Origin of the sequence: Chryseobacterium sp. MA9 (assembly GCF_024399315.1) — a bacterium.
Classification (GTDB): Bacteria; Bacteroidota; Bacteroidia; order Flavobacteriales; family Weeksellaceae; genus Chryseobacterium.
Map to the genome: position 1 here is coordinate 1,038,321 of NZ_CP075170.1, position 13,996 is coordinate 1,052,316.

Genomic DNA, 13,996 nt, shown 5'->3' on the forward strand with positions numbered 1-13,996 from the left:
AGAATGAGCAATTCACTATATCCCATATTTTTAAAACTTGAAAACCTGTCACTGCTGATTATTGGCGGTGGTAACGTTGCCCTCGAAAAACTGGAATCTGTACTGGGCAATTCTCCGGAAACTTCCATTAAGCTGGTAGCCAAAGAAATTATTCCTGAGGTCAGGACCCTAGAAAATCAGTTTTCCAATATAACACTGCATGAGAGAGCCTATGATGATCTTGATTTTAATGATACCGATCTTGCCATCATTGCGGTAAATAATATTGAATTAGCAGGGGAAATCAGAGAAAAAGCGCAACAAAAAAATGTATTGGTAAATATTGCGGATAAACCCGACCTGTGTGATTTTTATTTAGGCTCAATTGTCAAAAAAGGAAGTCTTAAAATTGCTATCTCAACCAATGGAAAATCTCCGACCATTGCTAAAAGATTAAGAGAAACCTTTACTGAAGCCATCCCTGATGAAATGGATCATGTACTGGACAATATGCAGGACATCCGTAATAAGCTGATGGGAGATTTCAATTATAAAGTTAAAGAACTCAATAAGATCACTACAGAATATCTGTCTGACGGAAAAGTTTCTTCAAAGCCCCATCTGGAAATTGAAAAGCTGATCAATATTACCAAAACAGCTCAGAGAAAAGCTAATATTTATCTTGCTATCATTGGTGTTTTACTTCTTTTCGGATTATTTGGACTTGTAGTGTATCAGTTTAATCTTTCAGAAGATATTCAGTATTTTCTGAATAAAGATGGCCATATTTTTTATTGGATGCTGTTTGCCGGTTTTATGGCAGAAATTGTTGCCGGATCTATGGGAATGGGGTATGGCGTGATATGTACCACAATCCTTTTACTCCTAAATGTTCCACCACCTGTTGTGAGTGCAAGTATTCATTCTGCGGAGTCCTTTACTACTGCAGCCGGAAGTTTCAGTCATTATAAACTGGGAAATGTCAATAAAAAAATGGTGTGGGTATTGTTCCCGCTGGCTATCGTAGGTTCGGTTATTGGGGCATTAACCCTGTCTCATTACGGAGAGCATTACGCTCATATTGTAAAACCCATTATTGCCTGCTACACCCCTTTATCTTGGGATCAACATTTTAAAAAATGCTTTCAAAGATAAAAAAGCAGGACAAGGCAAAACCAAACGAAGAACCAATCTCAGAATATTAGGATTGGCAGGAGGCTTTATAGATTCCTTTGCAGGAGGCGGATGGGGGCCATTGGTTACCGGAACCTTGATCAAAGAGGGACGAATTCCGCGTTATGTAGTAGGTAGTTCGACCGTTGCTAAGTTTTTATTAACAATAACAAGTGCTGTTACCTTCATCTTTACCATCGGTATTCATCACTGGAATATTGTATTAGGTCTATTGCTGGGTGGTGTTTTTACTGCACCTTTTTCAGCAATGCTGACCTCAAAACTTCCAACGAAGAAAATGTTTGTTGTGGTGGGAATCGTAGTAATTCTCATGAGTCTTATTACGATTACAAAATCAATTCTATCATAATAAACCCGATTATAAAAAGAATAAGGACATACAATTGAGAGAAAAAGTATATTCTTTTAAACGCAAAGATTTTAATGTTTTACTTTAATTTGAGGAATCAAAGGGGAAAATAAATGATGTGGTCTATTCACATTATCATTACTCATTTTTAATAAAAATCTGAAATCATTAAAACTTTGCGTTTTTTTACTTATTTTACAATGAGAGCGTTTTTGGATTGGATGGTCTTTTCAACCTCAGATACCTGTGTAATGCTGTGATGGAGGTTACTTTTTCAGGAGCTTTCATTTTTATCTTTTCTTACTATGAGGTATGAGATTCTTCCTTCGTCAGAAATTGAAGATTCAACGTTGTCAATGACAAAAGCCACATTATTTGACTTTTGAAACAGCCTCAGTGTTTTGCCATTCGGATATTATCCGTTTTTCTAAGTTACTTGTTTTAACAAGATTATTTTGCCGTTTGCTGTTCTTTTTTTATCTGCTCAATTCCCTGTCTGTAAGTGGTTACCTGAAATTCAGGGAATCTTTTTCTGAATTTTGAATCATCAAAAAGGTTATCATACTCATATCTTGGAAGCAGTTCCAGTAACTCTTTTGCATTTTTGTTGAATAAAGATCCTATTTTAAAAGCCAGTTTCGGAATTACAGAATACTTAAATTCTTTTCCATAGATCTGAGAAGACAAAGCAATGAACTCTTCATAATTCAGCTTATGATCATCTACCGGTAAATGCCATGTCTGTCCATAAGCATCTGGAGTATTTCCTATTAAAGCTGTTGCATGGCTTGCATCAGGAGTCCAGATCAGGCTTCGCAATTTATCATCTCTCAAAGGAATTTTTAGTTTCTTATCTTCTTTAATTGCACTGAAAATAAGACTATTGGTAATACTTTGGGTTTTTCCCGGTCCATAAAATTCAGGGGCCCTGCAGATGACAGCCTCTATTGTTCCGGCTTCCATTTCTTTTAAAAGCATTTCTGTCATCCGTTTTCTTACCATTCCTTTTCTTCCCACAGGAGAGAATGAGGTTTGTTCCGTTAAGACCTCATTATTTTGAGGATACATATAGGTATTATCAAAAAACACAAACTTCGTTCCGTTGATTTTACAGGCTTCAATTGTATTTTTCAATATTGTAAAAAATTGTTTTTCCCACAAGTCTGTATCCATAGGAAGGCCAAGTGTGAAATAAGCAATATCGCTTCCTTTCACGGCTTCTATTGCTTTTTCCCTGTCTGACAAATCTGCAGAGAAAACAGTATCAGTATCATTTACTTTTTTAGCATTTCTGCTGACAATACGAATGTCTGATGTATAGTTTCTTTTCAGTTCTCTTGCCAGTTCTTCACCAATCTGTCCATTGGCTCCTAATATGGTTTGCATCATTTCTAATTTTGAGGGTTATATATTGCATTGAAAATAAATAAAATACTTTCAGTTGCTGTTATTTATGATGCAAAATTCGGGCATAACTATAGCTGAATCTATGGAAATTGTAGCATAATCTCTGAAGACGTAAAAAAGCTAAGAAAGTAAAGGTAACAATGTTTGAATAATATATTTTTTATTCTGCTTGCGTCCTCTTTCTTTCCCAGCCTTAATCACTTTCTTTGCTTTTATCATTTCCTATCTAAAGCCAGATAATTGTCATCTATTCTGCTGATCAGAATGTAGAACAGACCTGCGTAAATCATCTGAATTCCCATGGCTTCCCAGTTTTCAACCGTACTGCATCCAAAAAGCAGCAGGATAATCAGAGAAGCTCCGGCTATGGCAGCAATACGTGTTTTGAAACCAATCATCAGCAGTAATCCGATCATCAATTCTAAAAAGGGAAGTGTAACTCCGAACAGATGTACCAATGGCTGTGGAAGCCAGCTTGTTTCAAAACCTTTCATCATTCCTGATGCAAAGTCCTGTAGTTTTACCAGACGAACCAATCCGTGTCCTAAAAGATTGATTCCCATAGATACACGAAGAAAAAAATAGGCTGTTTTTGTATTATTCATAAAGGTATTTTTGGATAGAAGATCGAAGCCTGAAGATGGAAGTTTATACAAGTCATAAAAGTACTTTGCAGACTTCAATAATTTCCTTCTTTCAGCTTCCTGCTTCCTTACTTGTTAAACTTTTCTTCACTATTATCAACAGGAGTGTCGGGATCATTCATAACCATTTTGGCAATATCATCTTTTCTCATAAAGACTACCCCTTGTTTTTCTTTTGTATATTTAATAAATTCTTCCATAGCATGCATCATTGCAGGAGTTCCACCTATTCTGTCATGAAAGCTGATGCTCATCATTCTTCTTTTGGAAGCTCCTTCTTCATAAAGACGGTCGAATTCAAATTTCAATTGGTTCAAAAACTGATCAGGGCTCCAGTGTTTTCCTTCAATATTGACGATATCATTGTTACGAAGGGTATAAGGAATGACAACAAAGTTTTTCCCTTTTACTTTGGTAATGAAAGGTTCATCATGGCTTAAATCATCAATATGATACAGAAAACCAAGATCCTGTAATACTTTTAGTGTATTTGGGCTTCTTCTCAACCAGTTACAATTGTAGCCAACAGCTTTCTGGCCTGTAATTTTTTCAACAATATCTACACCTTCCTTTACAAAATTCAGTTCGTCATCATAATTCTTATTCCATTGATTATCCCAGGTAAAACCATGAGCTGCAATTTCATGTCCCCCGTTTGCAATAGCTTTTGCCACTTCAGGATACTTTTCCGCTGCTGTTCCCACTACATGGGAAGTTACTTTAATGTCATATTTTTTCCATAGATCCAGCATTCTGTAAATTCCTTCATTTCCTCCGTAATGATACCAGCTTTCTGCCGGAAGATCTGGCTGTCCTTTAGGAAGTGGAGTACTGCTGAAAGGACTTTCAGCGCCTTCAGGCTGTCCGCCCGTTTCAAACTGCATAGAAACGGAAATCACCAGTTGAGCCCCATTAGGCCAGTGTTTTTTTGTTAGAATCTTTGTTTCTGATTGATCTTTCTTTGTTCTTTTATCCTTATCATGATCAGAAAAAGACATCAGAACAATTGTTGAAGCAACCAACAGTATTGATTGTTTTATATATTTCATTTTGAATGTATTTAATAAGACAAAATTGATCAATAATGAATTATGATATATTGTAAAAATTAATGGTAAATTTGTAAAAATCCATCTTTTCATGAAACGAATCGTTAACTTCAATTCTTTTAATGTTTTCAGCATCGAAAAAGAAACCTGGGACGTCGAGTATCACAATCATAACTTTTATGAGCTGATTATCATAGAGAATGGAAAAGGATTTCATCATCTCAACAATATTACTTTCCCATACAAAAAAGGAGATGTTTTCCTTCTGAGACCAAGTGACGGCCATGAGTTTTCCATTACAGGTAAAACAAGATTCATTTATATAAAGTTTACTGAACAGTATATCTGGGAAAATCTGCTGTCCAATAAAAAGAATGAACTTAAAAAAGTGGTACAGCTCCTGATGGAAGACCATTCTTTTGTGTACGAATCGGTGATTAAAAGTAAAACAGATAGGGAACATCTGCTGCAACTTGCACGTATCCTTCTCTATGAGTTTAGCCATAAAAATACGTACAACAAAGAGGTTACAACCGATCTTTTTTCCAGTATTATCACCATTCTGATCCGAAATACGATGCATAATAGTACTACCAAAAAATGGATCACCAAAAATCTGAGCAGAATTGAAAGGATACTCTATTATATCAATGTCAATGCTTTGGATGCAGATAAAATGAAAATTGAAAACCTGGCTAAAGAATTTATGTTGTCTCCTAATTATATCAGCATTTATATCAAAAAACAGACGGGGTTCTCCATTCAGCAGCATATTATACAGCATAAAATAAAAACTGCAGAAAAACTTTTACTCCAGAGCCATTATAATATTAGTGAGATTGCCGACAAGCTGGGTTTCAATGATGCCAGCCATTTCAATAAAATATTCAAAACATATAAAGAAATGTCTCCTTCTGAATTTAAAAAGAATGGTTTATCTTACTGATCGTCCGGGTTATATATTTTTCATATCTTTAATAATCAAATCTTTAAACCCATGAAAACGAGTGCAGGTATTTTGCTTTTTAAAAAAGAAAAAGGCAGTCTGTATTATTTTTTGGTTCATCCCGGCGGTCCATTCTGGAGAAATAAAGACCTCGGGGCATGGTCTATTCCTAAAGGAGAGATTCTTCCTGATGAAGATCTATTGGAGCGTGCATTGACAGAATTTAAAGAAGAAACCGGTAAAACAATAGAAGGAAAGTTCATCGAATTGTCTCCCATTAAGCAAAAAGGAGGAAAAATAGTTTATGCCTGGGCATTGGAGGGACATATTGTTACTTCAGAACTTTACAGCAATACCTTCTCTATGGAATGGCCACCCAAATCCGGCAAAATAATAGAAATTCCCGAAGTAGATCAATGGGAATGGTTTGCTTCAGAAGAAGCACAGCAACGGATCAATACAGCACAGAAAGATTTCATAACAGAGCTTGAAAACATAGTAAAAAATCAATAACACCTTAAAACAAAAACCATGAAAAAATTAAACAGAAAAACATTGAAAAACATTATTGGAAAAATTGGCATAGAACTGAATCTTCCTCTCCCAGTGGGCGTTTGCCTTGGCAATCTGCTTTCCCTATGTCCTCCTCATTCTCATTGCCGCGCAGATGAAAGGTGCTATCCTGATGCTGCGGGTCCCTGTATCAACGGGCTGTGTCCTTCAGGCTATCACTGCCATTCGGGAGAATGTGTAAGATAAAATATCAAAACAAAAAAACGTTTATCGGTCTGATAAACGTTTTTCATTATATATTAAAGTTTTACCTCTTTATTCCGATCGCTTTTAATGCACTGGATGTTAGAAAGATGTCATCAAAAACGGTAAGTGATTCTACATCATCATATCCTGAAGGGATCAGATCATTTTTATTAAAAGATAATTCAATAGAAGCATCATATGAAGCGATGATTCTCACTTTTGAATATCCGTTATAGTCCACTTTAAAACCTTCAAACATACAGTTCTGTTCTGCCTTCTGATATTCGGCATATTCTTCAAATCCTGCAATATCTGTTCTTTTCCCGTCATTATGATCGAGAGATTTCCATTCCGTATAATTTTTGGGTTCTTTCAGAATATTTCCTTTACGGTCTACGGGAACAAACATTCCAAGAGTAAGGCGCTTTTTTAAAAAATTGGCATAATTATTCATCAGATTCAAAATCTGAAGATCAGCATATCCTTCGTGCGAATAATATTCCAGCACGAAAGTTGTCATCGGAATCAGCTTATGAGAAGCATCAGTCGGCATAATTAGTCTTTACTTTTTTTTGGCCGATAAAAATAGTATTTTTATTTACTTTACCCAATGGAAGTAAGTGAATAGGATGGAATTTATACCCATTCTGAATAACAATAAGTATAGGACAACCCTTCATTTTTCAGTATTTTTGATGGGAATAACTCTATAACAATAACGAATCTACCTGTAAAAACTGGTGATTTTTGCCTTTTACAAATTATTATATGTTGAAAAAGATACTATTAGGAGCCAGCATCATTCACTGTTGCTTTTACAATACTATGGCTCAGAGCCCCGGGCAACAGCCGGTTTATACATCCGAATGGGGGCATCTCTACCGTGATCAGGGAAATAATAAGGATCTGTTGGGAATATTTTCTACCGAGGCACCTGTTTACCTTCTCGATTCCACCCAAACACAATACAAAGTACAGGTAAGCAACGGTGATATTGGTTTTATAGACCGGCAGTCCTTACAAAAAACGATGCGTGGCAAAAAGTCTTCCGGAGAACCGGCCCAATATTTCAATAGAGGATCACAAGGATTCCAATGTCCGCATTTCTATGTACAGGTATCGGAACTGCGCGTGCGGAAAGCACCTACAACAGAAAGCATACCGGTAAGAAAAGCAGCTTTAAATGAAATGGTCTGTATTGATCATGTGCCTTTATATCAGGATGGCTGGATCTATATTGGTGACCATTTCCACGAAAATCCCGAATATATCCAAATGAAATATCTGGGTACTGAACTTACCTACGAAAAAGTTCTGAAAGATTATCTGGCTGTGAAAGACAGAGACAAGGAAAAAGAACTGGTTCAGGTTGGAAGATTACGTGAAATGGCATGGGTGGAAGATAAAAATCTTAAACAGGCCTTGAAGTATTGGAAAGAATCATATGCCAAGACCGGTGTAGAAAACTCAAAAATAGATATCGACTTTGAGCTTCTTCTTGCTGATCAATTTGAAAAAAAACCAGAAACAAAAGCCTATGAAAAAAAACTTAAAGCTTTGAACCTGCATTTTATATGGAAGGAAACCTCTCTTTTTGACGGAAAAATCACAGATGCACAAATGAAGCAGCTGGAGATGCAGAAGATTAAAGATATTCCCAATATGCCGGAATGTGGCTGGGAACCTCAATATTTTTATAAAACGCCCAATATCATTATTGCTTTTGAAGAGTATAAAGGAAAAGTTTCCGGAAGTATCTACAAAATGTCCTTCAGTAATGGTGAAACTTTAGTTTTAGGAAATGAACGTATGGATTCCAATTATGATGAAAGAAATTTTGTAACCCGTTTTGGTGATATGCTGTCTGCACGCTGGATTTCTTCCCCACACGAATATCATATTCAGAATGGTGATGCAGGACTCTTTATTTTTACTTTCAAAGATGGAAAGCTTTTCAGTTATGAATGTATGTTTTATTGTTAAAAAAATTTTAATCTTACACCGAAAAAGAAGACTGATCTTCTAAAAAACTCCACATATATTTTCCAACATGAGTGATTAAATTTAAAGCTGTATCTTTACGCTACCAAACAAAATATTATATGTCATTTATTACACCGGAAGGAGCCAGGAAGGCTCAGCTATCCCTATCAGAAAGAGCACCCGTTGCTCATGCTATTCTCTCAGGAGCAGAGAATATTTCGAAATACAACAGTGGAGTATGTCATGATGTGGTAGCCTATACTTTGTATATGCGTGGCGCATCCATAAGTCCTGCTCAGCTGGCAGAATCAGCCGGACAAAAATGGTTAACTGTATTTAACTATCCTTTAGGAGAAAAGTGGGACGGATATTCACCTATTCCCGCTGGAAAAGCTATTGGCTTCTACAGGCTTATTGATAAAAGCTGGTTTCATTCAGCAGTTACAACAGGAAAAGGAAATGAAATAAGATCTGTTAACGGATTTTCATTAGGATCTGCATGGTCTGTACCTGTAGATATGAAATGGGTATTAGGCAAAAGAAATTCTGACGGAACGTTCAATTATGATGGCACCAAAATAGAAGTCTATATCTCTTCTTTATAATCGAAATTTCATTGTGATAAAACCAGACAGATTTGCAAATTAGCGAATCTGCCTGTTAATTATATATCGTTCTAAGCATCAGCACATTTCGGACAGATCCCGCTGATGATAAAATTGTACTCCTGTGCAATAAAATGTTCCGGTAAACTGATTTCCGGAATCGCGTTTTCAATACATGTTACAGAATGACATTCTTTGCAGTTGAAATGAACATGATTATGAAAATGCTGTTCATGAGTACATTTCCCGCTGCACTTCGCAAAATTCACCACCCCGTCAATATTAACGATTTTGTGAATAGCACCTTCATTTTCAAGCCTTTCCAATACTCTGTAAATCGTTACTCTATTGCATAGATCACCCAGTTTTTTCTGAATATCTGAGTGAGTAAGGGCTATATCTGAATCATTAATAAGACTTAAAATTTCAGTTTTAGCATGCGTATTTCTAACTTGTTTCATGTTTTAATGCAACAAAGTTGCGTTATTTGAATTTTTATTTATACTTTTGCAACAAAGTTACGATAAGAAAATTAATCCATACTATTATGAAGTCAAAAATTCTTGATGCTGTAGGAATCTCCGCTGCTGTTTTATGCCTGATTCATTGTATTGTCTTCCCATTATTACTGATTGTTCCTTTGGGAATATCGCATAATCCTTATATTGATTTGGCTTTCCTTTGTATTGGTACCATTGTCGTGTTCAGAGTAACCAAAAAAATAACCAACCGCTGGCTGAAGTTTCTATTCTGGATATCTGTTTCTCTCATCTTTATTTCTGTACTCACAGATCTGATATTTGAAGTTCATATTCCTTTGATCTATGTAGGAGCTGCAGGCTTAATTACTGGCCATATCATCAATTTTAAAAATCATAAACATTAAATACATGACGAAGAAACTTCCTGTAACGGTACTCAGTGGCTTTTTGGGAGCTGGGAAAACCACATTGCTCAATCATATTCTGCATAATAAACAAGGCTTAAAAGTAGCTGTCATTGTGAATGATATGAGCGAAGTTAATATTGATGCCCGTCTTGTTGAAAATCAAAATACCCTTTCAAGAACGGAAGAAAAGTTGGTAGAAATGAGCAACGGATGTATCTGCTGTACACTCCGCGAAGATCTGATGGTAGAAGTTGAACGTCTTGCTCAGGAAAATCGTTTCGATTACCTATTGATAGAAAGTACAGGAATCAGTGAACCCATTCCGGTTGCCCAAACCTTTACCTATATTGATGATGAGAGTGGAATAGACCTTTCCCGTTTCAGCTATGTAGATACGATGGTAACTGTAGTGGATTGTTTCAATTTTATGAAAGATTTCGGTTCCAATGAACTGTTGATGGATCGCGACCTTACCAATATGGAGGGAGATTACAGAACAATTGTCAATCTTCTTACAGACCAGATTGAGTTTGCCAATGTGATTATTTTAAACAAAACAGATCTTATCAACGTCGAAACACTTGGATTTTTAAAAGCTGCCATTAAAAAATTAAACCCTGATGCGGTCATTCTGCATTCCGAATTTGGTAAAGTTGAACCTCAGCAGATTTTAAATACCCAGCTTTTTGACTTTGATAAAGCACAATCTTCAGCTGGCTGGCAAAAAGAATTACAATCTGAGCACCATACCCCGGAAACTGAGGAATATGGAATCAGCTCACTGGTTTTCAGAGATAGAAAACCATTTCATCCTGTAAGACTCTGGAAATATTTGAATCATCATTATCCTGAAGGAACAATAAGGGCAAAAGGATTGTTCTGGCTGGTCTCAAGACCAGACGATGCTTTGAATTTTTCCCAGGCCGGAGGTTCTTTCCGTCTGGAAAAGGCTGGGGTATGGTGGGGCAGCATGCCTATGAACCAGCGGGTACAGTATTCTTCATTTGCAGAAAATCAGGAATTTATAGAAAACAGATGGGATATAAACTGGGGCGACAGAATCAATGAGCTTGTATTTATCGGGCAGAACCTGAATAAAGATCAAATGTTAACAGACCTTCAGCATTGCCTTATTAATGAGCAGGAAAAAGAACTTTTTGATCAAAAACAACCTTTTGAAGATCCTTTTCCAAAGAATATTTAAAATTAACCTTTAATTAATGCAACTTGATTTCGATAAAAGACTAAATACAATAACTTCCCATCTTATTTCAAAACATTATGGACAGAAGAAAATTTCTAAAAGGTTCAGCATTACTTTCAGGATTATTGACCTTATCACCGTCTGATCTCTGGAGCTTCGGGAAAACTGTAGAAAATCCCCGGGCAGGAAAAGCAAAGAACATCATCTTTATGGTAAGTGACGGAATGAGTCTTGGAACACTTTCAATGGCTGATCTGTATTCCCGGAATATTTTGGGAAAAGGGAGTAACTGGCTCAATCTGTATCATGAGAAAAAAGTGACACGAGCTTTGATGGACACTGCCTCTGCAAGTTCTATTGTAACAGATTCCGCTGCAGCAAGTTCCGCTTTCGGAGGAGGAATAAGAGTTAATAACGGAGCTCTGAATGTAGGCACTAACGGTGAAAAACATCTTCCCATATGGCAGCAATATAAAAAAGCGGGAAAGAAAGCAGGCTGTGTGACAACCGTTACCATTACGCATGCCACTCCTGCAGGATTCTGCGTAAATTCTTCAAAAAGAAATGCAGAACCCCAAATAGCTGAAATGTATGCCGAGCTGGAACTGGATGTACTGTTAGGAGGCGGAGACGAATTTTTTAATCCTGCCAAAAGAGAAGACAGGAAAGATCTCTATTCCGTGTACAGCAAAAAAGGATACAGGATTCTAAAAACACAAAACGACCTGAAAGAAATCAAAAAAGGAGAGAAGTTATTAGGAATATTCAGTACAGGAGCACTGCCTTACAGCATTGACAGAACACATCTTCCGGAATTCAAAAATACACCGACTCTTGCTGAAATGGCAAAGACCGCCATTAATCAGTTGAAAGATCATCCCAGCGGTTTTGTTCTTCAGATAGAAGCCGGAAAAGTAGACTGGTCAGCCCATGCCAATGATGTAGCAGCACTTATTCACGATCAGCTGGCATTTGATGAGGCTGTAAAAACAGTAATGGATTTTGCCGAAAAAGACGGAAATACATTAGTCATTATCACTACAGATCATGGAAATGCCAATCCCGGAACGATTTACGGAACCAATGCTACCAAAAACTTTAACAGTATTTCAGAGTATCAATATACCAACGAATATATTCTGAACAAAATTCAGAAAGATTATTCGATAAAAGATATTAAAGACTGGATCTATGAAGGCAACAAAATCGTTTTAAACGATGATGAAGCCAAACATCTTCTGAGTTTTTACAGCGGGCTTGAAAAAGAAGAAGAAGGACTTTATAATTATAAAAAACTGCCTTTCAAGCTCTATTCAGAAATTCAGAAAAGCAGAAATTCAGTAGGGTGGATCAGTATGGATCATTCGGGAGATTATGTGGAAGTAGCAGCCTATGGGCCTGGAAATGAACTTTTACAGCCTTTTATTAAAAATACAGACCTGCATGATCTTATGCTGAAAGCCTGTTTAATATAGACATTCATATTTTTTTCATATTTAATCATTTGGGAGATTGCAAGGCGGATTGATTGTGTCCGCCTTGTTTTTATATTTATCCGCCATCATTCATTTCATACGCTTTATGATACCTCCTAATCTTTTCAGGGCATTTTCTACTTTATCATTCCAAACATTATTGCAGCTGATCCGGATATAGTTTCTATAATCCCCATTATTTGAAAAAAGTGGTCCCGGAGCAAAATTTACAAATTGATCAATGGCTTTTTTCTGAAGTTCAAATGCATCAATGTGGGCGGGCAGCTCTATCCATACTACCAAACCTCCTTCGGGCCGGCTCATCCGGATATCGGGTGGAAAATATTTTTCTATTGCCTGAATAGTCAATAGCATCAGTCTGTGCAGTTCAGGCCGAAGCTTACGCAGATGACGGTCATAGGCTCCTGTTTTCAGCAACTGTAACAAAGAAGACTGTACGATGCTTGCCGTAGCAACATTAGTAACAGCTTTCAATTTGATCACCTGTTCCGTAAACCTTCCTGCAGCACACCAGCCAATTCTGTAACCAGGTGCAGCAGATTTAGAAAAAGAGGAGCAAAGCATAACCCAGCCATGATTGTCATAGCTTTTTATAGTGGTTGGACGCTGTGTCTGGAAATGTAAATCTCCATAAATATCATCTTCTATGACCGGAACTTTCATTTTTTCAGCAAAATCGGCAATTGCTGATTTCTTTTCATCATTTAAAGTAAGCCCATTGGGATTATTAAAATTTGAAATTAAAATATATGCAGAAATTCTTTGTCTGCTGCAGATTTCTTCCAATTCCTGAATATTGGTTCCGGTCAAAGGACAGCCGGAAAATTCAATTACTTTTAGATCAAGGCTTTCTATTGCCTGCAAAATACCATGGTAAATGGGAGACTGCACAAGTACAGTATCACCCGTTTTTGCTACAGCACGCAGACATAAACTGACTGCTTCCAAAGCACCGTTGGTAATAACCACATCGTCAGCCGCCAGATTACCCTGCCAAAGGAAAGACCTCCGGGCAATTTCAGTTCTCAACTTACTATTTCCTGCAGCAGGCTCATACTGTAAATGCTGCCCTGTTAAATCCCTGGAAGCCAGCTGTAAACTTCTCCGCAAAGCATTAAAAGGCAGAAGATCCGGATGCAAAACAGCATTAAAAAATGAAATATAAGTTTTGTTTTCCGAATCAGGAAATGATACTTCCTGCAAAACTTTTCCAATAGCTATTTTTTGAGCAAGAGTGTTATTTTCTACCTGCTTTGGCAGACTTACAGAAGAAACTGAAGTGCGGAGTACAACAAATCCTGACCTTTCTTTTCCTGCCACCAAACCCTTATCTTCCAATAGAGTGAAAGCTTTCAGAATAGTCCCAACACTTATTTTCAACTGTTGCTGGATACTGCGTAATGATGGAAGTTTGGCCCCAACGGGATACATTCCGTTATTAATGGACAGCTCAAACTTATCTGCAAGTGCTATGTATTGAAAATCTTTCATC

The 13,996-nt window shown here is 36.9% G+C and carries 15 protein-coding genes; 9 read left to right on the forward strand and 6 right to left on the reverse strand.

Translation table 11 applies throughout. The features are described from left to right. The first annotated feature begins 3 nt into the window (after positions 1 to 3). Together KIK00_RS04640 and KIK00_RS04645 are read left to right on the forward strand one after the other, a co-directional pair. The gene (locus KIK00_RS04640; protein WP_255815402.1) at positions 4 to 1,134 is read left to right on the forward strand and encodes a TSUP family transporter; all 1,131 of its coding nucleotides are present in this window, start codon (positions 4 to 6) and stop codon (positions 1,132 to 1,134) included. Further along, on the forward strand, positions 1,076 to 1,522 hold the full coding sequence (locus KIK00_RS04645) for a sulfite exporter TauE/SafE family protein (protein ID WP_255815403.1): 447 nt from the start codon (positions 1,076 to 1,078) through the stop codon (positions 1,520 to 1,522). Before KIK00_RS04640 ends, KIK00_RS04645 begins: the two co-directional genes overlap by 59 nt. A gap of 450 nt (positions 1,523 to 1,972) precedes the next feature. Here KIK00_RS04645 and KIK00_RS04650 read toward each other — a convergent pair whose 3' ends face one another. From KIK00_RS04650 to KIK00_RS04660, 3 genes are all read right to left on the reverse strand, one after another. After that, entirely contained in the window at positions 1,973 to 2,908 is a 936-nt protein-coding gene (locus KIK00_RS04650; RefSeq protein WP_255815404.1) for an NAD-dependent epimerase/dehydratase family protein, read from the reverse strand. A 236-nt stretch (positions 2,909 to 3,144) separates the two neighbouring features. Further along, the gene (locus tag KIK00_RS04655; protein ID WP_255815405.1) at positions 3,145 to 3,534 is read right to left on the reverse strand and encodes a DoxX family protein; all 390 of its coding nucleotides are present in this window, start codon (positions 3,532 to 3,534) and stop codon (positions 3,145 to 3,147) included. 107 nt (positions 3,535 to 3,641) lie between these two features. Then, positions 3,642 to 4,622: a polysaccharide deacetylase family protein gene (locus KIK00_RS04660; RefSeq protein ID WP_255815406.1), complete on the reverse strand. Its 981-nt coding sequence runs from the start codon at positions 4,620 to 4,622 to the stop codon at positions 3,642 to 3,644. 91 nt (positions 4,623 to 4,713) lie between these two features. On the opposite strand from KIK00_RS04660, the gene KIK00_RS04665 reads away from it, so the two are divergent. Continuing rightward, a complete protein-coding gene (locus tag KIK00_RS04665; protein ID WP_255815407.1) occupies positions 4,714 to 5,568 on the forward strand; it encodes an AraC family transcriptional regulator in 855 nt (284 codons plus the stop codon). Between the two features lie 51 nt (positions 5,569 to 5,619). Then, the gene (locus tag KIK00_RS04670) at positions 5,620 to 6,081 is read left to right on the forward strand and encodes an NUDIX domain-containing protein (RefSeq protein ID WP_255815408.1); all 462 of its coding nucleotides are present in this window, start codon (positions 5,620 to 5,622) and stop codon (positions 6,079 to 6,081) included. A 307-nt stretch (positions 6,082 to 6,388) separates the two neighbouring features. On the opposite strand, the gene KIK00_RS04675 is transcribed toward KIK00_RS04670, so the two are convergent. Next, on the reverse strand, positions 6,389 to 6,880 hold the full coding sequence (locus KIK00_RS04675; RefSeq protein ID WP_255815409.1) for a hypothetical protein: 492 nt from the start codon (positions 6,878 to 6,880) through the stop codon (positions 6,389 to 6,391). 215 nt (positions 6,881 to 7,095) lie between these two features. On the opposite strand from KIK00_RS04675, the gene KIK00_RS04680 reads away from it, so the two are divergent. After that, on the forward strand, positions 7,096 to 8,310 hold the full coding sequence (locus tag KIK00_RS04680; RefSeq protein ID WP_255815410.1) for a hypothetical protein: 1,215 nt from the start codon (positions 7,096 to 7,098) through the stop codon (positions 8,308 to 8,310). A 119-nt stretch (positions 8,311 to 8,429) separates the two neighbouring features. Beyond that, entirely contained in the window at positions 8,430 to 8,915 is a 486-nt protein-coding gene (locus KIK00_RS04685) for a hypothetical protein (protein WP_255815411.1), read from the forward strand. Positions 8,916 to 8,986: 71 nt separating this feature from the next. On the opposite strand, the gene KIK00_RS04690 is transcribed toward KIK00_RS04685, so the two are convergent. Beyond that, positions 8,987 to 9,376, reverse strand: coding sequence for a Fur family transcriptional regulator (locus KIK00_RS04690; RefSeq protein WP_255815412.1), 390 nt, complete (start codon positions 9,374 to 9,376; stop codon positions 8,987 to 8,989). Between the two features lie 86 nt (positions 9,377 to 9,462). On the opposite strand from KIK00_RS04690, the gene KIK00_RS04695 reads away from it, so the two are divergent. From KIK00_RS04695 to KIK00_RS04705, 3 genes are all read left to right on the forward strand, one after another. Beyond that, positions 9,463 to 9,801 carry a MerC domain-containing protein gene (locus tag KIK00_RS04695; protein ID WP_255815413.1) on the forward strand — a complete coding sequence of 113 codons (339 nt, stop codon included), beginning with the start codon at positions 9,463 to 9,465 and terminating at the stop codon, positions 9,799 to 9,801. A gap of 4 nt (positions 9,802 to 9,805) precedes the next feature. Next, positions 9,806 to 11,008 carry a GTP-binding protein gene (locus tag KIK00_RS04700; RefSeq protein ID WP_255815414.1) on the forward strand — a complete coding sequence of 401 codons (1,203 nt, stop codon included), beginning with the start codon at positions 9,806 to 9,808 and terminating at the stop codon, positions 11,006 to 11,008. A gap of 77 nt (positions 11,009 to 11,085) precedes the next feature. After that, positions 11,086 to 12,483, forward strand: a complete 1,398-nt coding sequence (locus tag KIK00_RS04705; protein WP_255815415.1) for an alkaline phosphatase — start codon at positions 11,086 to 11,088, stop codon at positions 12,481 to 12,483. Positions 12,484 to 12,573: 90 nt separating this feature from the next. Here the strand turns inward: KIK00_RS04705 and KIK00_RS04710 are convergent, their stop codons facing one another. Continuing rightward, entirely contained in the window at positions 12,574 to 13,995 is a 1,422-nt protein-coding gene (locus tag KIK00_RS04710; protein ID WP_255815416.1) for a PLP-dependent aminotransferase family protein, read from the reverse strand. Between the last annotated feature and the right edge of the window lies 1 nt (position 13,996).